Annotated in this window: 21 protein-coding genes; 6 read left to right on the plus strand and 15 right to left on the minus strand. The window is 70.2% G+C overall.

What is annotated here, in order from left to right:
* Positions 1–16: 16 nt before the first annotated feature.
* The 6 genes from treZ to P6897_RS14525 all read right to left on the minus strand — a co-directional run bounded on the left by treZ (position 17) and on the right by P6897_RS14525 (position 9,183).
* A complete protein-coding gene (treZ, locus tag P6897_RS14500) occupies positions 17–1,753 on the minus strand; it encodes a malto-oligosyltrehalose trehalohydrolase (RefSeq protein ID WP_282501581.1) in 1,737 nt (578 codons plus the stop codon).
* Positions 1,750–4,155, minus strand: a complete 2,406-nt coding sequence (treY, locus tag P6897_RS14505; RefSeq protein WP_282501582.1) for a malto-oligosyltrehalose synthase — start codon at positions 4,153–4,155, stop codon at positions 1,750–1,752. Before treY ends, treZ begins: the two co-directional genes overlap by 4 nt.
* On the minus strand, positions 4,152–6,365 hold the full coding sequence (gene glgX / locus P6897_RS14510; protein ID WP_114588808.1) for a glycogen debranching protein GlgX: 2,214 nt from the start codon (positions 6,363–6,365) through the stop codon (positions 4,152–4,154). Before glgX ends, treY begins: the two co-directional genes overlap by 4 nt.
* A gap of 88 nt (positions 6,366–6,453) precedes the next feature.
* The gene (locus tag P6897_RS14515) at positions 6,454–7,257 is read right to left on the minus strand and encodes a hypothetical protein (protein WP_282501583.1); all 804 of its coding nucleotides are present in this window, start codon (positions 7,255–7,257) and stop codon (positions 6,454–6,456) included.
* Between the two features lie 157 nt (positions 7,258–7,414).
* Positions 7,415–8,731 (minus strand): hypothetical protein, encoded by a 1,317-nt coding sequence (locus P6897_RS14520; RefSeq protein WP_282501584.1) that lies wholly within the window; start codon positions 8,729–8,731, stop codon positions 7,415–7,417.
* A 164-nt stretch (positions 8,732–8,895) separates the two neighbouring features.
* The gene (locus P6897_RS14525; RefSeq protein WP_282501585.1) at positions 8,896–9,183 is read right to left on the minus strand and encodes a WXG100 family type VII secretion target; all 288 of its coding nucleotides are present in this window, start codon (positions 9,181–9,183) and stop codon (positions 8,896–8,898) included.
* 209 nt (positions 9,184–9,392) lie between these two features.
* Here P6897_RS14525 and P6897_RS14530 point away from each other — a divergent pair, with 209 nt between their 5' ends.
* The 5 genes from P6897_RS14530 to P6897_RS14550 all read left to right on the plus strand — a co-directional run bounded on the left by P6897_RS14530 (position 9,393) and on the right by P6897_RS14550 (position 13,973).
* Entirely contained in the window at positions 9,393–10,790 is a 1,398-nt protein-coding gene (locus P6897_RS14530; RefSeq protein ID WP_282501586.1) for an HNH endonuclease signature motif containing protein, read from the plus strand.
* Positions 10,791–11,000: 210 nt separating this feature from the next.
* Positions 11,001–11,825 carry a hypothetical protein gene (locus P6897_RS14535; protein ID WP_282501587.1) on the plus strand — a complete coding sequence of 275 codons (825 nt, stop codon included), beginning with the start codon at positions 11,001–11,003 and terminating at the stop codon, positions 11,823–11,825.
* A complete protein-coding gene (locus P6897_RS14540; RefSeq protein WP_112617740.1) occupies positions 11,815–12,231 on the plus strand; it encodes a phage holin family protein in 417 nt (138 codons plus the stop codon). Before P6897_RS14535 ends, P6897_RS14540 begins: the two co-directional genes overlap by 11 nt.
* Positions 12,228–12,803, plus strand: a complete 576-nt coding sequence (locus P6897_RS14545; RefSeq protein ID WP_282501588.1) for a DUF3618 domain-containing protein — start codon at positions 12,228–12,230, stop codon at positions 12,801–12,803. The genes P6897_RS14540 and P6897_RS14545 overlap by 4 nt, the downstream gene beginning before the upstream one ends.
* Before the next feature lie 126 nt (positions 12,804–12,929).
* Positions 12,930–13,973 (plus strand): YihY/virulence factor BrkB family protein, encoded by a 1,044-nt coding sequence (locus P6897_RS14550; protein WP_282501590.1) that lies wholly within the window; start codon positions 12,930–12,932, stop codon positions 13,971–13,973.
* A 39-nt stretch (positions 13,974–14,012) separates the two neighbouring features.
* Here the strand turns inward: P6897_RS14550 and P6897_RS14555 are convergent, their stop codons facing one another.
* The 3 genes from P6897_RS14555 to P6897_RS14565 are packed head-to-tail and all read right to left on the minus strand — an operon-like array spanning position 14,013 to position 15,510.
* On the minus strand, positions 14,013–14,486 hold the full coding sequence (locus P6897_RS14555; RefSeq protein WP_282501591.1) for a glutaminase: 474 nt from the start codon (positions 14,484–14,486) through the stop codon (positions 14,013–14,015).
* 9 nt (positions 14,487–14,495) lie between these two features.
* A complete protein-coding gene (locus P6897_RS14560) occupies positions 14,496–15,359 on the minus strand; it encodes a transposase (protein WP_282501593.1) in 864 nt (287 codons plus the stop codon).
* A gap of 10 nt (positions 15,360–15,369) precedes the next feature.
* Positions 15,370–15,510 carry a hypothetical protein gene (locus P6897_RS14565; RefSeq protein ID WP_162815491.1) on the minus strand — a complete coding sequence of 47 codons (141 nt, stop codon included), beginning with the start codon at positions 15,508–15,510 and terminating at the stop codon, positions 15,370–15,372.
* A gap of 88 nt (positions 15,511–15,598) precedes the next feature.
* Here P6897_RS14565 and P6897_RS14570 point away from each other — a divergent pair, with 88 nt between their 5' ends.
* Entirely contained in the window at positions 15,599–15,943 is a 345-nt protein-coding gene (locus P6897_RS14570) for a hypothetical protein (protein ID WP_112617735.1), read from the plus strand.
* A gap of 50 nt (positions 15,944–15,993) precedes the next feature.
* On the opposite strand, the gene P6897_RS14575 is transcribed toward P6897_RS14570, so the two are convergent.
* The 6 genes from P6897_RS14575 to P6897_RS14600 all read right to left on the minus strand — a co-directional run bounded on the left by P6897_RS14575 (position 15,994) and on the right by P6897_RS14600 (position 23,135).
* Positions 15,994–16,311 (minus strand): ATP-dependent DNA ligase, encoded by a 318-nt coding sequence (locus P6897_RS14575; protein ID WP_112617734.1) that lies wholly within the window; start codon positions 16,309–16,311, stop codon positions 15,994–15,996.
* A gap of 61 nt (positions 16,312–16,372) precedes the next feature.
* Positions 16,373–16,624: a hypothetical protein gene (locus P6897_RS14580; protein WP_269268212.1), complete on the minus strand. Its 252-nt coding sequence runs from the start codon at positions 16,622–16,624 to the stop codon at positions 16,373–16,375.
* A gap of 74 nt (positions 16,625–16,698) precedes the next feature.
* A complete protein-coding gene (locus tag P6897_RS14585; protein ID WP_240309765.1) occupies positions 16,699–17,253 on the minus strand; it encodes a MarR family transcriptional regulator in 555 nt (184 codons plus the stop codon).
* Between the two features lie 127 nt (positions 17,254–17,380).
* A complete protein-coding gene (gene nhaA, locus P6897_RS14590; RefSeq protein WP_282501594.1) occupies positions 17,381–18,643 on the minus strand; it encodes a Na+/H+ antiporter NhaA in 1,263 nt (420 codons plus the stop codon).
* A 78-nt stretch (positions 18,644–18,721) separates the two neighbouring features.
* Positions 18,722–20,032: a hemolysin family protein gene (locus P6897_RS14595; RefSeq protein ID WP_274179271.1), complete on the minus strand. Its 1,311-nt coding sequence runs from the start codon at positions 20,030–20,032 to the stop codon at positions 18,722–18,724.
* Positions 20,033–20,222: 190 nt separating this feature from the next.
* Positions 20,223–23,135 carry a hypothetical protein gene (locus P6897_RS14600; RefSeq protein ID WP_282501595.1) on the minus strand — a complete coding sequence of 971 codons (2,913 nt, stop codon included), beginning with the start codon at positions 23,133–23,135 and terminating at the stop codon, positions 20,223–20,225.
* Between the last annotated feature and the right edge of the window lie 131 nt (positions 23,136–23,266).

The following is a 23,266-nucleotide window of genomic DNA, read 5'->3' on the forward strand; positions in this document are numbered from 1 at the left end:
CCGACCCCGCGGCCGGTCATCCGCTTGACAGATCCGGCCCCACGATGACGGCCGAGTTCGGCTCGACGACGAGCAGATCGTCGACGATCCGGCTCGGCAGCGTCTCGAGCCACACCACGTCGCCGTTCGGCTCGACCCGCCACGGCGCCTCGGAGAGGTTCACGAGCACGCGTGCACGACCTCGCTGGAGGTCGTAGAGCCGGCCGCCCTCACCTTCCGCCGCACCGGCACCGCGCGCGGTGAATCGCGGGTCGGTCAGGTCGGGCACCGAACGGCGCAGCCGTCCGAGCTCGCGGTACAGCGCGAGCAGGCGAGCGTGGTCGCCTTCGCCGACCTCCGTCCAGTCGAGCTTCGACCGCAGGAAGGTCGCCGGATCGTTGGGGTCCGGAACGAGGTCCTCATCCCAGCCCATCTCGGCGAACTCCTGCTTCCGTCCGGCAGCGGTCGCCTCGGCGAGCTCGGGCTCGGGGTGCGACGTGAAGAACTGCCACGGCGTGGACGCGCCCCACTCCTCGCCCATGAACAGCATCGGGGTTCCCGGCGCGGTCAGCGTCAGGACGGCCGCGACGGCGAGCCGGTCGGCGTCGAGCGTCGCCGACAGCCGATCGCCCGCCGCGCGGTTGCCGATCTGGTCGTGGTCCTGCGCGAAGGTCACCAGCCGCCACGACGGCGACTCGGCCGGAATCGGACGGCCGTGCTCGCGGCCCCGGAACGACGAGTAGGTGCCGTCGTGGAAGAAGCCCGAGTTCCAGGTCTTCGGCACGGCGTCGAGCGCGTCGAAGTCGGCGTAGTAGCCGCCCGTCTCGCCCGTGAGCGCGACGTGCACGGAGTGGTGCCAGTCGTCCGACCACTGCGCCGTCATCCCGTGCCCGCCCGCCTCGCGCGGCAGGATCATGACGGGGTCGTTCATGTCGCTCTCGGCGATGAGCGTCAGCGGGCGCCCGAGGTGCGTGCCGAGCGCGTCGACGCGGTCGGCGATCTCGCCGAGGATGTGAACGGGGCTGTCGTCGTCGTGCAGCGCGTGCACGGCGTCCAGCCGCAGCCCGTCGACGTGGAAGTCGCGCAACCACATCTCGGCGTTGCCGATGATGTACTCGCGAACGGCATCCTCGTCGAGATTCACGCTGTCGCCCCACGTGTTGCGGCGACCGTCGCGAAGATACGGACCGTACTCGGGCAGGTAGTTTCCCGAAGGCCCGAGGTGGTTGTAGACGACGTCCTGGATGACGGCGAGACCGGCCCCGTGCGCGGCATCGACGAATCGGCGGTACGCGTCCGGCCCGCCGTAGCTCTCCTGGACGGCGTACCAGAGCACCCCGTCGTAGCCCCAGTTGTGGGTGCCGTTGAAGGCATTGACCGGAAGGAGCTCGATGTGGGTCACGCCGAGCTCGACGAGATGGTCGAGGCGCCCGATGGCGGCGTCGAGCGTGCCGGCGCTCGTGAAGGTGCCGATGTGCAGCTCGTAGATGATGCCGCCGGCGAGCGACCTTCCCGTCCAGGCCTGATCGGTCCACGCGAACGACGACGGGTCGTCGATCGCCGACAGACCGTGGACGCCGTCAGGCTGCCGCCGCGAGCGCGGGTCGGGGCGCGCGTCGTCGCCGTCGCCGAGGACGAAGCCGTACCGATCGCCCGGGCCGAGGTCGACGTCGGCCGACCACCAGCCGTCCGCCGAGCGCGAGAGCTCGACGTCCGCGGCATCCGGCCGTCGCAGCCGCACCCGCTCGGGGCGCGGCGCCCATACCTCGATCATGCGTTCTTCCCTTCGGCGGTCGGACGTTCGGCGGCGAGCAGCGCCACCGGGTACGTGTCGAGCAGGTCGGCCAAGCGCACCGCGCCGCCGTTCCAGGCATGGCCGGTCAGCTGGTCGACGTGGCGCCCCGGCGGAACCATCACGACTGTGCCGCCCCATCCGCCGCGCGCGGCGAGGCCGACGGGCAGGCGCGTCGCGACGGTGACGGCGCCGCCGCGGTCGAAGGCGATCGCGTGGTCGGCGGCGGAGCCGACGACCGGCAGCGGGGCGTAGCGCGTGAACAGTTCGGGACGATCGCGACGCAGGCGGAGCGCCCGCGAGACGACGAGGAGCTTCGCCGCACCGGAGTCGTCGATCTCGGGATGCCATCCGCCGTCGAGCTTCGTGAGCAGCTCGCGGCGCTCGGCGAAGTCGACGTCGCGACGATTGTCGGGGTCGACCAGCGAGAGGTCCCACAGCTCGGAGCCCTGATAGACATCGGGCACCCCGGGCGCGGTCAGCTGCAGCAGCTTGGCGGCGAGGGAGTTCGAGCGCCCGGGAGCCGTCAGCTCACCGACGACCTCCTCGACCACCGCACGGGCGTCACCCGAGGTCGCGGCATCCACCAGTGCGACGATGCGAGCCTCGGCATCCTCGTCGGGGTCCGTCCACGAGGTGACGATCCCGCCCTCGCGCGAGGCCTTCTCGGCGTAGTCGCGCAGCCGCTCGGGCGACGCGGGCCACGCTCCGACGATCGCCTGCCAGAGCAGGTCGTCGAGGCGTCCGTCGCCGGTCGAGGCGATCGCCCGGAGGCGCCCGAGGGCGTCGGACCAGCGGCCGGGCAGCTCGGCGATGACGGACAGCCGGGCGCGGACGTCTTCGCTGCGCTTGGTGTCGTGGGTGCTCAGCGCCGTGAGGGCCTGCGGCCACATCGCCTGGCGGTTCGCCTGCGCGAGGTGGAAGCCCGCGACGTCGAGGGCGAAGACGCCCGGGTCGCCGCCCACCTCGGTGAGCGTGCCGAGACGCGGATAACGGTAGAACGCGCTGTCCTCGACACCCTTGGCCATGACCGGCCCGGTCGTCTGACCGAAGCGGCGACTCAGCTCGGTGTCGCCCGCCGTGACCAGCGGGGCGAGGGTCGCGATCGCGTCGGCGAGATCGGGGCGGGATGCGGATGCCGCGGCCACCGCCTCGGCGACGAGCTCGTCACCCACCGGCGGATAGACGCGGTACACAGAGAAGCTCGTCAGGAGTTCGGCGAACGCGTCGCGCGCGACATCCGCTCCCAGCGCTTCGCGCACCTCATCGGGCAGGCAGCGCACGAGACGCCCCACCTCTGCGGCCTGCAGCGTGTCGGCGACCGCACGCTTGGCCTCGCGCACGATCTCGTCGTACGACGCGGGGGCATCGGCCGAGCGGAGCGCGGCGTCGAGCTCGTCGAGTCGACCCTTGCCGGCGGGATCGATGAGCACGCGGTCGATCTCGGCCATCGCGTCGTACCCGGTCGTACCGGCGGTCGGCCACCAGGACGGCAGCTGCTCGGCGTGATCCGTGGCGGCGTGCTCGAGGATCTTCTCGACCACGACATACGCGCCGCCGGTCGCCTCGGCGAGCTGCTCGAGATATCCGCCGGGGTCGGCGAGGCCGTCGGGGTGGTCGATGCGGAGGCCGTCGGCCAAGCCCTCGCGCAGCCAGCGGAGGATCTCGACATGGCTCGCCTCGAAGACCGCCGGCACGTCGACGCGCACACCCGCGAGCGTGTTCACGGCGAAGAAGCGCCGGTAGTTCAGCTCGGTCGCGTCGTCGCGCCAGAACGCGGCACGCCAGTGCTGCGCGGCGAGCACGGCATCCACGGTGGCGGGGTCGGTGGTCGCCGCCGCGGGTGCGGTTCCGTCGGCGAGCGGCAGCACGTGGTCGTAGTAGCGGGCGACACCCTCGGCGCCGTTCGCCTCGTCGGCTGTCACCGGCGCGACCTCGATCTCACCGGCGGCGACGGCTTCGCGGAGCGTGGAGCCGAGGATCGGCAGGCCGACCTTGCCCCCGCCGTACTCCCAGTCGATGTCGAACGCCTCGGCGTGGACTGATGCGCGACCGTGTCGGAGGACGTCCCACCACCAGGGGTTCTCGGCCGGAACCGCGACGCCCTGATGGTTGGGCACGATGTCGACGAGCACACCGAGTCCGGCACCGCGGGCGGCGGCCGAGAAGCGCGCGAGCCCCTCGGCGCCGCCGCGGCGCGGGTCGACGATCGTCGGGTCGACGACGTCGTAGCCGTGGTCCGACCCCTCCGCCGCCGCGAGCAGCGGAGAGAGGTAGGCCCAGTCCACGCCGAGGTCACGGAGGTAGTCCGTGACCTCGGCGGCCGCCGTGAGGTCGAACGCCGGTCGGATCTGCAGCCGGTAGGTCGAGATCGGAGCCGTCATCGGCCCGTGACCTCGGGGGTCGGCGCCTCGGCGGGAACGATGTCGATGGGCGTCGTGTACCCCGCAAGCGAGGCCGCCACCGAGTGGTCGGTCTCGGGCTCGGGCTCGGTGTACTCCCCCAGGACGACGAGCGACTTGGCACGGACCTGCAGCGCGTTGCCGCCCTCGAGCGGGTCGGTGCCGACGAGCTCGCCGCTCGTGTCGATCAGCACCTCCCATCGGTCCGCGTACTGGTCGGAGGGCACGGTGAACTCCACCTCGTCGTCACCGGCGTTGAACAGCACGAAGAAGTGGTCGTCGGAGATGTCCTCGCCGCGACGGTCGCGCTCGCGGATGCCGTCGCCGTTGAGGAAGACGCCGACCGCCCGCCCGAACCCGGAGTCCCAGTCCTCGGGCTGCATAGCGGTGCCGTCAGGGCGCAGCCACATGATGTCGGGCACCGGGGCGCCCTCTTCGCGACGCACCGGGCGCCCGTCGAAGAACCGGCTGCGCCGGAACGTCGGGTGCAGGCGGCGCAGGCGCGCGAGGGCCGCGGTGAACTCGATGAGCGGCTGGTCGACCTGGTCCCAGTGGATCCAGGTCAGCTCGTTGTCCTGCGCGTAGCCGTTGTTGTTGCCCTGCTGCGTGCGGCCGAGCTCGTCGCCGTGGCAGATCATCGGCACGCCCTGGCTGAGGAGCAGCGTCGCGAGGAAGTTCCGCTGCTGGCGGGCGCGCATGGTCAGCACGTGCGGGTCGTCGGTGGGTCCCTCGACGCCCATGTTGTATGAGCGGTTGTGCGACTCGCCGTCGTTGCCGTCCTCGCCGTTGGCGTCGTTGTGCTTCTCGTTGTACGACACGAGGTCGCGCAGCGTGAAGCCGTCGTGCGCGGTGACGAAGTTGATGGATGCCACCGGCCACCGGCCGTCGTGCTCGTAGAGGTCGGCCGAGCCGGTGAGCCGAGAGGCGAACTCGCCGAGCGTCGAAGCCTCGCCGCGCCAGAAGTCACGGACGGTGTCGCGGTACTTGCCGTTCCACTCGGTCCACTGCGGCGGGAAGTTGCCGACCTGGTAACCGCCGGGGCCGATGTCCCACGGCTCGGCGATGAGCTTGACCTGCGAGACGATCGGGTCCTGCTGCACGAGCTCGAAGAACGCCGACAGCCGGTCGACGTCGTAGAACTCGCGCGCCAGCGTCGCCGCGAGGTCGAAGCGGAAGCCGTCGACGTGCATCTCGGTCACCCAGTAGCGCAGCGAGTCCATGATCAGCTGCAGTGCGTGCGGGTTGCCGACGTTGAGGCTGTTCCCGGTGCCGGTGTAGTCGGTGTAGTAGCGCTTGTCGTCGTCCTCGAGCCGGTAATAGGCCTCATTGTCGATGCCGCGCATCGAGAGGGTCGGGCCCATGTGGTTGCCCTCGGCGGTGTGGTTATAGACGACGTCGAGGATGACCTCGATGCCGGCGGCGTGCAGCGCCTTGACCATCGCCTTGAACTCCTGCACCTGCTGGCCGTGGTCGCCCGTGGCCGAGTAGGTGTTCTGGGGCGCGAAGAACGCGATCGTGTTGTAGCCCCAGTAGTTCGACAGGCCCTTCTCCTGCAGCGTGGAGTCGTTGACGAACTGGTGCACCGGCATCAGCTCGATCGCCGTGATGCCGATCTTCTTGAGGTGGTCGATCACGGCGGGATGCGCGAGCCCGGCGTAGGTCCCGCGGATGTCCTCGGGGATGTCGGGGTGCAGCTGCGTCAGGCCCTTCACGTGAGCCTCGTAGATGACGCTCTCGGCGTACGGGATCTTCGGCTGACGGTCGCCCGCCCAGTCGAAGAACGGGTTGACGACGACACCCTTCATCATGTGAGCGGCCGAGTCCTCGTCGTTGAACGAGTCCGGCTCGCCGAAGTTGTAGCCGAACACCGGCTGTCCCCAGTCGATCTGACCCTCGACGGCCTTGGCGTACGGGTCGAGCAGCAGCTTGCTCGGGTTGAACCGCTTGCCGTCGGCCGGGTCGTTCGGACCGTGCACGCGGTAGCCGTAACGCTGCCCCGGCTGCACGTTCGGCAGGTAGGCGTGCCAGACGAAGGCGTCGACGTCGCGCAACTCGACGCACGTCTCGGTGCCGTCCTCATCGAAGAGGCAGAGCTCGACTTTCTCGGCGCCTTCGCTGAAGAGGGCGAAGTTCGTCCCGTTGCCGTCGTAGGTCGCTCCGAGCGGATACGCGGAACCCGGCCATGCCTGCATGTGATCTCCCCTGTTCGTGAGGCTCACACTACTCAGGCCGAATCACGCGACCCGGTGCCCTTGACAAGCGCGCGGCGGGAGTCCGTTCTCAATGAGGCTCGTCGCTCGGGCGGGCGTCAGCGCCCGGTCGAGCGCGGCGGGGCGCGAAGCGCGCGCCGAGCATACCGGGCGGCGTCTGCCGCGCGTCCGTCGCGATGGACTCCGTGATGCGGCCCGCGGTCTCGAGCTCATCGATGGCGTCGCCGACATCCGCCAGGATGCGGGCGCGTGTGTCCTCATCGAGAGCGGCGATGGCCGCGGCGAGCCGATCCACCGTCCCCTTCCAGCGTGCGGAGCCGTCCGTCGGCTTGCGCCGGAAGACCACGAAGTACAACGCGCCCACGATGAGATCTGCCGCGATCGGCGCGATGCCCCACATGCCCTCGGCCTGATCCTGGGTCGCTGCGAGTATTGATACGACCAGCGCGACGGCCGCTGCCGGAGCGTGTATCCAGCCGACGGCGTGAGCGGATCCCGCGTCGACGCGGCCCCCATCACTCCCGCTCGTGAGCAGCCCGGCACCGGCGACCACGGCACCCGCGGCGAAGACGACACCAGCAGCGCCGACCGCGGCGATATCCGCTCGGCCGAACACCCACCCGAGAAGCAGCGCAGCACCAACCACCGGCGCCGCCATCCCGACGAGATTCCAGATCAGAAGCAGGATCGTCATCACGGGGTGCCGACCCGAGTGGGCAGCCAACTCCCGGAACACCGAGGTGGGCGCTGAGAAGGCCATGACCCGACGCACCTCGGGCGCTTCCTGCCAGGCACGCGCTTCGAGACGCCACCAGTCGATGGGCTCCCACGTGCGGCGCGATGCCGCGAAACGCGCGGCGGGCCCCGACGTCATGTCGCCTGCTCCGAACGACCCTTGCCGATGGCGGCCATGCTCGACATGATCTCCCCTGTTCGTGAGTTTCACATCACTCAGACTGATCCGTACGACCCGGTGCACTCGACAGCCGTCGACGAACCGTCGACATCTCGTCGGCTCGTCGCGATGAGAGTCAGCGCTCGCCGCGGTCGGTGCCGAAGAACACGGGGTCGGAGGGAGATTCCCGGTCGGGGAGATACCCCTCAGGCAGGGGGCCCTTGCCGAACAGCATCCGGCTGAGCTCGAACTTGTCGCCGGGCTTGCACGGCGACGTGGCGGTGACGACGACGTTCCCGTTGTCGACCAGCGTCACCGTGAGCAGGGAGTAGACGCCCTGCTCACGGACGATCACGTCGCTAGACGCGACCTCGCCCGACGCAAGATCCATGCCGTCGACATCGAAGCCTTCAGACACCAGGTGCTGCGCGACAGCGTCGCGCCTGCCAGCCACCTCTGCCGGATCGATCGTGGTCGTGCGTGTCAGGTCGAACTTCCAGCCGTCGTCGCACCCGACACCGGATGGGGTCATCCCGTACGTCCGCACCTCCCACGGCCCCTCGTTGATGACGGCCAGCACGCCATTCGTCGTCTCGCGGAAGTCGAGGTACAGGCTCTCCGCCTCCTGGTACAGCTCGTCTCCCGTCGGTTGCGCCACCGTCGCTCCACATCCCGTCAGGACGATGCCCGCCACGGCGGTCATCGTGGCCGCGAGCAGACCCAACGGTGCGCGGCGCGCGCGCGCAGCATCGGTAGCACTGATCAGCCCACGCGAGGCGAGGATGTCGACGGCCTCCCCGATCGTCGTGAGGGTCGCCGCCGCCGCTGCGGGTGGCAGCGCGTCGATCCGACGGTTCAAGCCTGCACCGGCACGCTCGATGTTGTCGCGGTTCTCATCCGTCGGCATCCGGCGGTGGCGGATCGTCAGAAAGGCGCCGAGCGCGAGGTCGACCAGCACGCCGGCGATGCCCCAGGCACCGAGGAGTCGATCATCGAGGAGTGCCTGCACCGCGACGACCGCCACCGCCAACGCGGAGATCAGATGGACGATGCCGATCGTGCGCATGGTGCGCGGGTGCACGCTCTCAGGGCGGCCTCGCTGCGACAGCACCCCGAACAACGCGATGAGGGCGGCGACGCCCATCGCCGTGCCCGCCACCGCGAGATCCAGTTGATCGCCCTCGATGAGCACCGCTCGCAACGAGGCGAAAGCGGCGACGGCGGGGATCACGAGGGAGGCGATCTGCGCGAAAGCGAGCAGCGGCTGCACGAAAGCGGGACGATCGGGCATGAGCGAGCTCCAGGCCTCACGCGGCGCCAACCGGGCCAGCGCCAACTGCACCTCGGGGTGCGCGCGGAACGCGGTGGCCTCGAGCTTCCACCACGACACTCGATCCCAGCCGGTCGCGTGCTGCGCCAGTTCCTGCGGCGTCTCCGCCGTCACTCGCGCCACCCGGGTTGCTCCTTCGCGTTCGCCGTGATCAGGTCTGCGGGGATGAAGCCTGGTGCCCGTCGCCGCTCGATCACATCGTCGACGATCATCGAACGCAACACCGCCTCAGTTCGGTGCGGACCAGGATGCAGCCCGGTCCGCACCGAATCGATGTCGCGAACCGATCAGCTGCCGGCGAGCTGCTGGTCGAGGTCCTGGATCGCGCGCATCATGCCCAGCAGCGACTCGGACATGTCGTTGATGCCATCGACCGCGTTCTTCAGACCCGTCGTCAGCTCCGAGTAGCCCTCACCGAACTTGCCCGACGCGTGCTGCGTCTTGAAGTCATCGCCCAGAAGCGTGTCGACCTGCGTCTTCAGGGTGTCCAGCTGACCCTGAATGTCATCACGAGCCTGCGCCAGCGAGCTCGCAACCTGCTCCATCTCGCCATAAGACGCACCGAAATCAGCCATGACGGCCCTCCTGAAAGTAGATGTCCCGACCCCCCTCCGGAGCCGACACCCAAAACCTATCGGCACCGATCACGCCAGGTCGATGGGGAGAACTCCCCACCCTGCTCCGATCGCACATCAGCGTCTTGTGGCGGAGGCGCCGCTTGCGGCGTTGCGGCGCCTGTGGAAAGTCGCGGGCCGATGTCGGGGGTCCGTGGCAACATTAGAACATGTATTCGAATGACGGGCTTGGCGGCGGGATGGGCAGCGACGGCGATGTCGACACCCTCGCTCAGCTCGTCGCGGATGCGGAGGGGGCGGCGGATGCTGCGCGGGCGGCGCAGATCCGTGAGGTTCGGGTGCTCGCGGCAGCTGGCGTGCTCGCGGAGAAGCAGGCTGCTGGGGCATCGGAGAAGGTCAAGGCGCGCGAGATGGCGTTGCGGGGCATCGCCGCGGAACTTGCCGGAGTGTTCGTCGCGACCGACCGGACCCTGCAGCGGCGCATCGACGAGGCGCGCGATCTGGTCGAGAACTACCCGGTGACGATGGCCGCGTGGGAGGCGGGGCGCATCGTGCGCGGGCATGTGCGGGCCATTCAGGAGGTCGGGTGCATCGTGCCCGTGGCGGAGCGGGCGGAGTTCGAGCGGGTTGCGGTCGAGCGGTGCGAGGGCGAGACGCCCAACCGGGTGCGCGAGGCGCTGCGGATGATCGCCGAGCGGATGCACCCGCGGACGTTCACCGAGCGGCACGAAGACGCCGCCGCGGGGCGGTGCGTGTGGGTGCAGGCCGGGCCAGACGGAATGTCGGATCTCATCGCGACACTGCCCACCGTGATCGCCGACGGGATCGTGGACCGGCTGACCCGGCAGGCCCGGGAGATTATCAACGCCCGGGCCCAGGCTGACGCGGCTGGCGAGAGTGCGGCGGGCTCCGAGGTGGATAGCGAAGCTGAGAGCGCGGAGGGCGACGGGTCGTCGTTCGTCGACGATGCCCGCACGATCGATCAGGTCCGTGCCGATGTGTTCTCCGACCTCTTGCTGGCGGGGACGCCCGCCCTCGATCCCACCGGCACCGGTGACGGCAACGGGACTCTGGGAGCGATCCGCGCTCACGTGCAGGTCGCCGTATCGGCCCTCACGCTGATGGGTCAGGACGAGGGGCCGGCTGACCTGGCCGGACGCTCGCCCATCGACGCCGCCACCGCACGCGAACTCGCCGGCAACGCGACCTCGTGGGATCGGCTGCTCACCCACCCCGTCACCGGAACCGTCCTCGAGTGCGACACCTACCGGCCCACCGCAGGGATGGTGCGGCTGCTGCGAGCCCGCGATCGGCACTGCCGGTTCCCCGGATGCCGCCAACCCGCCATCCGCTGCGAACTCGACCACACCATCGCCGCATCCGACGGCGGCGCCACGCACGTGTGCAACCTCGCCAACCTCTGCAAGAGACACCACGACGTCAAACACCACACCCGATGGCGAGTACGACAACTCCCCGGCGGAAGGCTGATCTGGACCTCACCGACCGGACGGATCTACCGCGAAGACGCACCACCACCACTCGTCGCCTTCACCGTCGCCACCACGATCACAGACCCACCCGATCCGGGGCGCCCACCGTTCTGATCCAGCGCGCGCCGAAACGCGCGCCCGCGCGCCAGAAGGTGCGCCCGAGCCTGCCCCGGGGCCCGGATTCGGATCCGTTTCGCGCAGCGCCGGTACAGAAGGCGCGACCATCCCACAGCGCTTCGCCGTCGTCAAGCCCCGGGGCAAGACGAGGGGAAGAGGCGTTACATCGGCACCCCACGAACGCAAGCGGTACCGAGAGGAGAACCGATGTCGCAGAACTATGGTGAGCCGACGTCCGGCTCGCAGGCAGGATCAGGGTCGGGAACGGCGGAGACGGCGAAGCACGAAGCCGGAGAGGTCGCGGGCGCCGCAAAGGCCGAGGCCGGGCACGTCGTCGAGACGGCCAAGCAGGAAGCAGCGGGTGTCGCGTCGGAGGCGAAGTCTCAGGCGAAGCAGGTCTATGCGCAGACGAAGCAGCAGCTCACCGAGCAGGCGGCGTCTCAGCAGCAGCGTGTCGCCGACGGGCTGCGGTCCATCGGCGACGAACTGGATTCTCTGGCGCAGAACTCCGAGAACCCCGGCATCGCCACCGACCTGGTGCGCCAGGTGTCGACCCGCGTGAGCGGCGCGTCGGACTGGCTGTCGCAGCGCGACCCGGGCTCGCTAGTGAGCGAAGTGAAGAGCTTCGCCCGACGCAAGCCTGGCGTGTTCATCGCGGGAGCGTTGATCGCGGGCGTCGTCGCTGGTCGCCTCACCCGCGCCCTCACCGAGAGCGCGAAGGAGGAGCATGACTCCGCCCCCGCCTCCGGGGCGACCGGAACGACTGTCGGCGGAGTGCCCTCGGCGCCGTCGGCACCGTCCCCCGCGCCGGTGAACGCTCCGCTCGACGCGCCGATCGGCACGCCGGGATTCGCAGCCACCGACATCCCCGCAGCGCCGTCGGCCCCGTCGAACGCTCCCGTCGGAGCTCCGCTCGACGAGCCGATCGCTCCGGACGCTGTCGAGCCCACCCCGCTGTACGACAGCTCCGTCGGCCGGACCGCCGACGAGCCGTACACCGAGGGCATCGGGGAGCGCCGAGATGACCGATAACCCCACGCCCTCCGAGCAGCAGGCGGCGAACACGTCGCTCGGCGACCTGCTGGGCGAGGTCACGCGCGACCTGTCGGAGCTGATGCGCCAGGAGATCAACCTGGCCAAAGCCGAGCTGAAGCAGTCGGGAACGCGCGCGGGCAAGGGCGCCGGAATGCTGGGCGGCGCGGGATACGCGGCGCTCATGGCGATCTTCTTCCTGTCGATCGCGCTCTGGTGGGCCCTCGGCCACCTGGTCGGGCTCGGCTGGTCGGCCGTCATCGTCGCCGTCATCTGGGGCGTCATCGCGGCCGTGCTCTACGCCCTCGGGCGCAAGCAGCTCGCGCAGGTCCAGGGCGCCCCGCAGACAGCCGAGACCCTGGGCAAGATCCCCGACGCATTGAAGAGAAATGAGGAGAACCGATGACCGATTCACCGGAAGCGATCCGCGCCGACATCGAGCGCAAGCGTCGCGAGCTGAGCCAAGACACCGACGCCCTCGTCGACAAGGTGACGCCCTCGAAGATCGCCCATCGTCAGACCGACAAAATCAAAGGCGCTCTCGGATCCGTCCGTGACCGGGTGATGGGCGCGGCCGATGACGCCGGCTCGTCGCTGCACGACGCCGGGTCCTCCGTCGCCGGTGGCGTGTCCGGAGCTGCCCACAAGGTAGGCGCGAAGGCGGAGGGCAACCCTCTCGCCGTCGGGCTGATGGCCTTCGCCGGCGGTCTGCTCGTCGCCTCGCTCATCCCCGCATCCAGCAAGGAGAAGGGCATCGCGGCCGACGTCAAGGAGCAGGCGCAGCCCCTCGTCGAGGAAGCCAAGAGCGTCGCCCAGCAGGTCGGCTCCGACCTGAAGGAGCCGGTGCGGGATGCCGCGGCAGCGGTGAAGGAGACGGCTTCCGAGGCGGTCTCCCACGTCAAGAGCGACGCCCAGGACGGGGTCGGCACCGTCACCGATCGCGCCCAGGAGGCTCGCGACAACGTCAGCGGCAGCTGACATCCCCCGCAGCGCGAGCGCTGCACGAACCGTGCACCGGGGCGGCCGTCGTCGTCGGCCCGGTGCACGGTCGCGTTCCCCCCGCGGCGCCGATCACCCCCGCGTGCACGATCCCCCAGGAGAGACATGAGCAATCAGAGAACCGACGGACCCGACCCCGAGCACCCCGCGAAGCCGGACTCCATCACCGATGTCGAGAAGCCCTCGTGGAAACACGTGCTCAAGCGGACTATCCGCGAGTTCAGCCGTGACCAGTGCCCCGACCTCGCGGCCGGCCTGACCTACTACGCCGTGCTTTCGGCGTTCCCCGCACTCCTCGCCGTGTTCTCGCTCCTCGGCGTCATCGGACAGGGACAGCAGGCCGCCGATGCGGTGCTCGACATCGTCGGACAGATCGCGCCCGGAGGCGCCGCCGAGACTCTGCGCGGGCCGATCGAGGAGATCGCGGGCTCCCCTGCAGCGGGCTTCGCCCTCGTCTCCGGCATCGTTCTGGCGCTGTGGTCGGCCTCGGGTTACGTCGGGGCGTTCAGCCGCGCCATGAACCGCATCTGGGAGATCGACGAGGGCCGACCGTTCCTCAAGCTCAAGCCGCAGCAGCTCGGCGTGACGCTTCTCGCGGTCGCGCTCGTCGTCGTCGCGCTCGTCCTTCTCGTCGTCTCCGGCCCCGTGGCCGAGGCCATCGGCGACGCGATCGGCCTGGGCAGCACCGCCGTGCTCATCTGGCAGATCGCCAAATGGCCCGTGCTCGCCTTCATCGTCATCCTGCTCGTCGCCGTGCTCTACTACTTCGGGCCCAACGCCAAGCAGCCGCGTTTCCGCTGGATCAGCGCGGGCGCCGTCATCGCCATCGTCGTGCTCGCCATCGCGACCGCGGGCTTCGGCATCTACGTCGCGAACTTCTCCAACTACGAGCGCACCTACGGGTCGTTCGCGGGCGTGATCATCTTCCTGCTGTGGCTGTGGATCACGAACCTCGCACTGCTGTTCGGCGCCGAGTTCGACGCCGAGCTCGAGCGCGGACGCGAACTGCAGGCCGGGATGCCGGCGGAGGAGACGATTCAGCTGCCGCCGCGCGACACCACCCGGATCGAGAAGACCGCGAAGCAAGAGGCCGAGGAGCGCGCGGAAGCGCGGCGCCTGCGCGCGACGGGAGGCAAGTCGGACGACTGAGGCTGTGCCGCGCTGCTGCCCGGGGGCCCCGAGAACGCCTCAGGGCAGCAGCGCGATCCGGTCGTCGAGGTAGGCGGCCAGCGGCATCCGGGCGCCCGCCGCGAACGCGACGGTCACGACACCGTCGTCGCTGCGCGCGAGCGGACCCGAAGCCCCGCCCGCATCGACGACGTCGAGATCGATCGGCGACCAGTCCAGATGCACCGGCTCGCCTTCGGCGAAGCCACCGCGGAACGCCGCCGCTGCGCGCTCGGAGCGGGCACGCTGCGCCTCGGCGGTGTACCCGCGGATCGCCTCGGCCCGGGCTCGCAGCAGCTCGCCGGTCGCGAACACCTCGTCGTCGGTGATGAGCAGAACACCGAGATGCCACGCATCCCCGACCGGCAGGATGCGGGCGGCGCGGCCGAAACCGAGCAGGCGGCGCCCCTCACTCCGGACGCCGAGACGCTCGCGGGGAACACCGACCAGCCGACGGCGGGCGTCGGAGATCAGTTCGGTCGCAGCATCCGGCATCCTTCGATGCTATTGACCGTCGTCGTCGGCCGCGCGCACCTTGCGCTCCGCCGCCGCCAGCGCCTCCCGCGCCGACGCGACCACGTCGTCGAGCTCGTCGACGGCGGCGTCGGCCCGCTCGGCATCCTCGGACACCCGCGCGAGGTCTCGCCGGAGCTCGTCGGCCCGCTCGTGCAGCCTGTCAGCCCGTTCCCGGGCGCTCGAGCGACGCTCCTCCGCTCGTGCCAGCACGCGACCGGCCTCGCTCGCCTCGCGCTGCGCCTCACGCCTCCGCTTCTCGGCCTCGCGTCGAGCGCGGCGCTCGGCGAGGTCGTCACGCGGCCTGTCGGGCGCGTCGGGAACGCCGGGTATCGAACCGGCGACGCGGTCCGTCAGCGCGTCCGAGTCGAGCGCGCCCGGTTCGAGCGTACGCACCAGCCGGCCGGCCGCCACCACGGCCCCCGCCGCAGCATCGACGATCGCCGAGTTGACGGTCCGCTCCACCTCGTCACGGGCCGCCGCTGACAGCGAGACCCCGGCGTCGTCAGCCAGGTCGGCGGACCGCCGCGCGAGCGCCGCGACGAGGGCACGCCGTTGTTTGCCGAGCCGGGCGAGTTCCGCCGCGTCGAGGTCGTCCTGAGCTTCGCGCAACGCGGTGGACAGTTCGAGCGCCTCACGGAACGAGGGGTCGTGGGCCAGCAGATTGACCGCCCACGCTGCCACCGTCGGCTTGCGCAGACCCCGGATGCGGGAGCCGAGCGCCCCGGAAGCCTCGGCCGCACGAGCGTTACGGGCCGCGACGAAGTCTCCCGGCGGCACGACGAGCAGCTCCGCGGCCACCGCGTCGAACCCGTCATCCCCGCTGCCGCCGGTCCGCGCGCCGTTCGCCGTCATCCCGCCATTGTCACTGACGGCGCTTCGGAGCGCGCGGCATCAGCTCGCCGTCGACGACATCGAAGGCCGGGAGATCCGCGAACACATCGTCGTCGAGCGGGCCGGCACCTCTCGGCTCGAGCTCGTCATCGGGGCGGGGATCGATCGTCATCGACTTCAACTTTTCTCCGCTATCCACGGAGCGTCGAGGCCTTGACAACAAGATTGGGGTTCGTCTCGCGGCGGTTTAATGTGGTGTCGTGGGCACCATCTACTACGGAGACGGCGCATCGCCGATCCACATCGAAGACCGCACGCTGGCGCACCTCAAGGTGGTCATCGCCACGAAGCTGCGGCGCGGAGAGAGCTTCACGCTCTCGTGGCGACACCCCGACGGCGAGCCCACCGGGCGAAGCACGATCTGGCTGCACCCCTCGATCCCGCTCCGATTCGCTTTCGACGACCCCGAGCCGACGACGCTCAGCCGCGAGTGGGTCGAGGAGATGGCGAACTCGGCCAACTCGTCCGGCGGCATCATGATCGTCGCCGAGCATCTGGACGACCCCGACACGGTCGCACCGTCCGGAAGCGACACGACTGCCTGACGGGCTGTGTGCCGCCGGCGGTCTGCCTGAGCGGTCTGCCTCAGGCGACGTCAGCCGACTTCGGGTGCGCCGTCGTCCACGGGCTCGGGAACGATGGAGAGTCCCGCCGGGCCGCTCGCCACCTGCATGAGCTCCTCGACCCAATGCCGGTTGATCCGCGGCTGCCTGCTGCCCGAGAAATGGAACTGCAGCGGCACGGACGGGTGGATCCAGTAGCTGCGACGCTCACCCCCGCGGGGCAGATCGATGTCGAACATGAACGGCTCGGAACGGCGCAGCTTGTTCATGATGACGATGCGCAGGTGTGCCAGAGTACGGTCGTCGATCTCGACGGAGTTCCCCAGCGTGTCGTAGATGAATCGGCCCACGCAGTGAGCCTAACGCGCAACGGACGGTCCGATAAACGACGGACCGCGGGCGCGTGATCCGCTAACCGTCGATCTGAGCCGAGGTCTCGACCGCGAGCATCTCGGCCGCACCCTCTTCGACGCCGATGGGGACGACCACGGGGCGGCTGGCGCTGAAGGCCTCCCACTCCCGCAGGACCACGCGCTCGACGTCCACGACGGCGAGCGACGGGTGCGCGGCGGCCAGGCGCGAGACGACGCCCGAGAACGACGTCACCACCTGCCCTTCGATGGTGAAACGCTCCTCGATCGGGGTCACCGGGAGGGAACACATGTTCCCATCGTGTCATGCGGTTCCCCGCCTGACGAATGTCAATTCGCGGGCTTTCTCCGCTGACTAGCTACCTGTCAGGAGCGGTCGCTGCGCGCCTGCTCTGCCCGTGGGTCATGGGCGTGAGCGTCGACCTCGTCGACGGCCTGCTGGAGGCGTCCGAGGCACGCGATCACGGCTCGCGCCTCGTCGACGGTCATTCCGTCGACAGCGGCGATCATGCGCTCGTGCATCCTCCCGAGCGTCGCCCGCACCTCGTCGTCCGACTTCTCGGTGGCCACGACGTGGACACTGCGCCGATCGCTCGGATGCGCCTGGCGGACGACGTGGCCCGACTTCTGCAGCCGATCGATCAGGGCCGTCGTCGAAGCGGTCGAGATACCGAGGTAGCGGGCGAGTTCGGTCGGCCCGACGAGACGGCCCTCGCCCTGCGCCTTGATGAGGTAGCGGAGGACGAGCAGCTCGTTCTCACCCATCGACATCGAGTCGCGGGTCCGCCGCCGCATGGCGGCTTCGGCGGCGCGGTAGAGGCGGAAAGCCTGCAGAACGGCGATGCCGCGCTCGCGGGGAGTGCCGGGATCATCAGAGTCCGACGGATACCAGTAATGCGTGGGCGTCGGGACTTCGGGCACTTCGGCATCCTAAAACGTGCTCAGGGGTGTGTGCACGTGGCGCGCGCAGGGATTGACTCGATGGCCCATCCGTGAGACGGGATGATCCGAAACACGCACGACGCGGCCGGTCACTGGCCGCCACCGCTCACTCGTCCCGGTCGTAGCCGAGCGCGGGGCCTTCGCCGTCGATCGTGTGCGCGGCGGGCGCGCCGGCCTCTGCCCGGGCCCGACGAGCGCTCCTGCTGAGCAGCACGGCGGCCCCCGCGGCCGACAGCAGCGTTCCGAGGAGCACGCCGAGGCGAGCGCCGTCGGTGTGGACGCCGTCGGCGAACGACAGGCCGGTGATGAGCAGCGACACCGTGAACCCGATGCCGCACAGCAGACCGATGGGCAGGAGGTCACGCATCCCGACACCGCCGGGCAGGCGCAGCGGCGTGACGCGCGTGACGAGCGCGGTCGTCCCGAGCACCCCCGCAGCCTTGCCAAAGACCAGACCGACGACGATGGCGAGGACGACGGGCTGCGCGACGACCGCCAGGGGGTCGCTGGTTCCGACCACGCTCACCCCGGCGGCGAAGAACGCGAAGACCGGGAGCGCGATACCCGAGGAGAAGGGGCGCACCAGGTCGTCGTACGTGTCGGTGCGCGCCACGCTCTCGCCGTGCACCGGGCGGGCCGGGACGGCGAACCCGAGCAGCACCCCGGCCATCGTTGCGTGGACCCCGGACGCGTGGAGGAAGCCCCACACGACGAGTCCGAGCGGCAGCAGTACCCACCACCGGGCCCACCGCTGCCGGACGACGACGGCGAACACCGCCGCGGTCGCGAGCGCCACCACGAGTGCCACGATGTGGATCGTCGCGGTGTAGAAGATCGCGATGATCAGGATCGCGAGCAGATCATCGACGACGGCGAGCGTCACCAGGAACGTGCGCAGCCCCGGCGGGAGCCCCCGGCCGAAGATCGCCAGCACCGCCAGCGCGAAGGCGATGTCGGTCGCGGTCGGGATCGCCCACCCGCGCAGCGCGTCGGTGTCGCCCGAGACGAGGATCACGACGGTGAAGAGGATCGCGGGGAGCAGCATCCCCCCGACGGCCGCGAGCACCGGCACCGCGGCCTCGCGCGGGCGGCGCAGACTGCCCGCGACGAACTCGTGCTTCAGCTCGACACCGACGACGAAGAAGAACAGCGCGAGCAGACCGTCCGCGGCCCAGGTCGACAGCGAGAGGTTCAGGTGCAGAACCTCGGGCCCGATCGTGAACTCCGACAGCGCCGCATACGAGGCAGCGAGCGGCGAATTGGCCCAGATCAGGGCGAGCGCTGCAGCACCGAGCAGAAGTGCTCCGCCCGTCGTTTCACGGGACAGCCAGCGGCGCAGCCGGGCTCGGCGGGGAAGAGCGTCGTACATGCGAGGAGCCTTTCGATCCTCCGTCGGCAGTCGCCGACGGACATGTCGACCAGACTTCCCGACGCACCGACCCCCAGTTTACCCTTCGGCAGGTTCGACCGCGGGACCCTCCGTCGACGCGCGCGCAACATGGAGCTCGGCGATGCGACGACGGTCCAACCGCGTCACCTCGATCGTCGCGCCGTCGACCTCGATGCGGTCGCCGACCCTCGCGAGGCGCCCGAGCTGCTCGATCACGAACCCGGCGACGGTGTCGGACGTCCCGCGCGGGATCGAGATGCCGGTGGCCTCCTCGAAGTCCTGCAGGTTCAGCCGCCCGTCGACGGGTCCGCCGTCGCCCGAAAGCGGATGCGGCATGACCTCGGTGTCGTACTCGTCGACGATCTCGCCGACGACCTCCTCGACGAGATCCTCGAGCGTCACGATGCCGTCGGTGCCGCCGTACTCGTCGACGACGACCGCGATCTGGCTGCCCTCCGCCCGCATCGAGGTGAGTGTCGGCAGGAGGCGTGCGGTCGAGGGGAAGTACCGGATCGGCCGCACGATGGACTGGAGCGGCTGCGCGTCGTCAGTGCCCGCGGCATCCAGCACGTCGCGCACGTGCACGAACCCGGCAACATCGTCGATCGTCTGATCGATGATCGGGTAGCGCGAGTAGGGCAGATCGCGCACGAGCGCGGCCGCGGCACCCACGGTCTCGCCGCCCGGCAATGACACCACCTCAGGGCGCGGACGCATCACCTCGCTCAGCTGACGGTCGCGCAGCGACAGCACGTCGTCGAGGATGCGCCGCTCGTCCTCGGGGAGCCCCTCGTGGCTCGACACGATGTCGCGGAGCTCCTCGTCGCTCAGCTCCTCGCCGGTCTTGTTCGGGTCACCGCCCAACAGCCGCACGAGAAGGTTGGTCGAGAGCGAGAGCAGCCAGATCACCGGGCGCATGAGCTTCGCGAATCCGTTGAGCACCGGCGCGACGCCGTAGGCGAAGGCGGCGTTGCGCTGGATGGCGAGGCGCTTGGGCACCAGCTCGCCCAGCACGAGCGAGAGGTAGGCGATGATCAGCGTCAGGACGATGGTCGCCACCGTCATCGCAGCCGCCTCGGACAGCCCCCACGAGACCAGCAGCGGAGCGAGCGAGGGCGCGATCGACGAGGCGCCGTACGCCGCCGAAGCGAAGCCCGCGACCGTCACACCGATCTGGACGGCCGACAGGAAGGTGTTGGGGTTCCGCGCCAGCGCGGCGACCTTCTCACCCCGCTTGCCGCGCAGGGCGAGCGCGTTGACCTGGCTCTCGCGCAGCGTGACGAGCGCCATCTCGGTGGCGGCGAACACGCCACCGATGAGCACGAAGACGACGACGAGGACGATGTTGAGGAGCAGGTCGCCGTTCACCGGCGGGCCTCGCTCGCGGGACGTGGCGCGCCCGGGGTCACCCGGGCGCCGGGACTGTCGGAATCGGAGGCCTTCGAGGCTCGATGCGTCATCGCATAAAAATAGCGGCATCCGCTCGGGATGCGCTGAACGCTTGACACAGGCCGAGGCCCCCACGACGTCGGGTGCGTCGCGGGGGCCTCGGCGGCTGTCAGGCCCGCGTCCGGCGTCGCAGCATCACGGCTGCCGCGCCGAGAGCGATCGTCAGACCGCCGAAGAGGGCGAGCCGCATCAGCTGCTCGCTCCCGGCACCGGTCGCGGCGAGCGCGCCCACCGCGGTGCGCACGGTGTCGTCATCGGTCACCGGGTCGCCGGCCGGCGGGGTCGCCGTGACGGTGGCGGTGTTGATCACTTCACCGGCCACGCGATCGCTCGCGGTCACCGTGTACACGGCGGTCGCCGTCACCGACTCTCCGGGCGCGAGCACGTACTGCGCTCCGGGCCAGGCGCCGAACGCGATCTCCGACAGGCCGCGGAGCCCGTCCTGGATCGCGACGTCGCGCAGCGTCACGTCACCGGTGTTCGTCACCGTGAAGGTGTAGCGGATGCGGTCGCCGTCGAGCTCCCCGCTCTTCGTCAGCTCGATGGCGGGCCCCTGCGGGAGCGGCTGGTCGAACTCGTCCTCGTCGGTCACCGGATCGCCGGCCGGCGGCGTGCCGGTGACGGATGCGGTGTTCTCGACGAGGCCGGCATCGCGGTCGGCCTGCGTCGGCGTGTAGGTCGCTGTCGCCGTCACCGACTCGCCCGGGGCGAGCACACCGGCCGAAGCAGGCCAGTCACCGTACGAGAGCTCGGAGAGACCCGGCAGCTCGTCGACGATCGCGACGTCCGTCAGCGTCACGTCGCCGGTGTTGGTCGCGGTGAACGAGTAGGTCAGCTCGCCTCCCTCCAGGACACCCGTCTTGACGAGGGCGATGCCGGGAGCCTGCGGAACCGGCAACTCGAACTCGTCCTCGTGGGTGACCGGGTCACCGGTCGGCGGGGTGCCCGTCGCGGTGGCGGTGTTGTCGACGAGCCCCGCGTCACGGTCGGCCTGCGTCAGCGTGTACGTCGCCGTCGCGGTGACCGACTGGCCCGGGGCCAGCACGCCCGCGGTGTCCGGCCAGGAACCGTAGGCGACGGCTGACAGACCCGGGAGGGCATCGGTGACGGACACGTCGCGGAGGGTGACATCGCCGGCGTTTCGGACGACGAAGGTGTAGGTCGCGATGTCGCCCTCGAGCGCGCCGGTCTTCTCGAGCAGGATGCCGGGTGCCTGCGGCACGGGCGCATCGAACTCGTCCTCGTCGGTGACGGGGCCGCCCGTCGGCGGCGTGCCGACCACGGTGGCCGTGTTCTCGACGATGCCCGCGTCACGGTCGGCCTGCGTCAGCGCGTACGTCGCGGTCGCGATGACCGACTGGCCCGGGGCCAGCACGCCCGAGGCCCCCGGCCACGCACCGTACGAGATGCCGGACAGGCCCGGCAGGGCGTCGGTGATCGACACACCGGAGAGCGTCACGTCGCCGGTGTTCGTGGCACGGAACTCGTACGAAATCGCGTCGCCGTCGAGGACTCCCGTCTTCACCAGCGAGATGCCGGCGTTCGGCGGGAGAGGCAGGTCGAACTCGTCCTCGTCGGTCACGGCATCGCCCGTCGGCGGCGTGCCGACCACGGTAGCCGTGTTCTCGACGAGACCCGCGTCACGGTCGGCCTGCGTCAGCGCGTACGTCGCGGTCGCGATGACCGACTGACCCGGAGCAAGCACGCCCGAGGCCCCCGGCCACGCACCGTACGAGATGCCGGACAGGCCCGGCAGGGCGTCGGTGATCGACACGTCCGTCAGCGTCACGTCGCCGGTGTTGGTCGCGGTGAAGGTGTATGCGATCGCGTCGCCGACCAGGGCACCGGTCTTCTCGAGCGAGATCGCGGGAACCGGGTCGGGCAGTGCGACCAGCGCGGGCGCCTCATCCGACACGGGGGCACCGGCGGGTGGCGTCCCGGTCGCGGTCGCGACGTTCTCGATGCTGCCCGCGGCGACATCGGCATCCGTCACCGTGTACGTCGCGGTCGCCGGCACCGACTGGCCGGGGTCGAGCACGCCGGGGGCGCCCGGCCATGCGCCGAAGCGGATCGACGACAAGCCCGGCTTGGGGTCGGTGAGCGTCACATCGGTCAGCGTCACGCCGCCGTCGTTCGTGATTGTGAAGGCGTAGTCGACCGTGTCTCCGGCGACTCCGCGATCGCCGTCTGCGAGCACACCGGTCTTCTCCAGCGCGATCGAGACGCAGTTCTCGTTGACGATGTCGATCAGCGTGCGCTGCAGCGCGGAGAAGCCGGCGATGTAGTAATCGGAGCCCTCCGCCGGCCCGGAGACCTGGCGGATGTGCTCGCGGAAGTCGGCGAGCGCCTGGCCGGAGAGGTTGTCGCTCACACCGATCGGCACGATCCGGGTGCCCGTCGCCTTCAGGTCGTTCGCGCTGCGGACCGAGGCGTCCATGACGGCGCGGTCGGTGCTGTTGCCGGGTCCGCGCGCCGGGCTGCCGTACTGAGTCGGGTTGCCGTCCGTGAGGAAGATGAGCGCGTCATAGTCTTCCGGCGACGCGGTGACGGCGGCGAATCCGCGGTCCCAGTTCGTGCCGCCCTGAGCGCTGGCCGGACGCTGGATGCCGTTGACGTACGTGCTGACGGCGGCGACTCCGGCCTCATCGGCGAGCGAGGTCAGGGGCAGCGGCGCGTTCGCGGCGCCCGTGGTCGCCGGCGCGTTCGAGGCGAAGTTGTGAACGGCGAGCGCGAGCGGGTACCCCTCCAGGGCCTGCGCCAGCCCGGCGAGCTCGGAGCGGGTCTGCGCGAGCTGCGCGTCCATCACGGAGTTGGACAGGTCGACGCTGATCGCGATGCTCATGTCGCAGCGTTCGCTCAGCGGCGGATTCGTCGACGGCGGCACGTCCGACTCGACGGCCTGAGCGGCGACGGATCCGCCGAGAGCGAGGGCCGACGACAGGGCCGCGGCGAGCAGGCCTCTCGCAGCGTGACGGGCGCGACGTCGTCGCGGCGGCGGTGAATCTGGACGCAGGTCTTTCACGGTCATCCTTCGGGTCGGGGGCACAGCTGCTCGGGCAGCGACTGTGCGAGCGCAGCGAACGCGCATCGCGCTCGACCCTGGCGGCCCCGGCGCGCTGGCGACGCGCGATGACGGCGAACTTCACCTCGGAT

Origin of the sequence: Microbacterium sp. BDGP8, assembly GCF_029991045.1 — a bacterium.
Lineage (GTDB): Bacteria > Actinomycetota > Actinomycetes > Actinomycetales > Microbacteriaceae > Microbacterium > Microbacterium plantarum.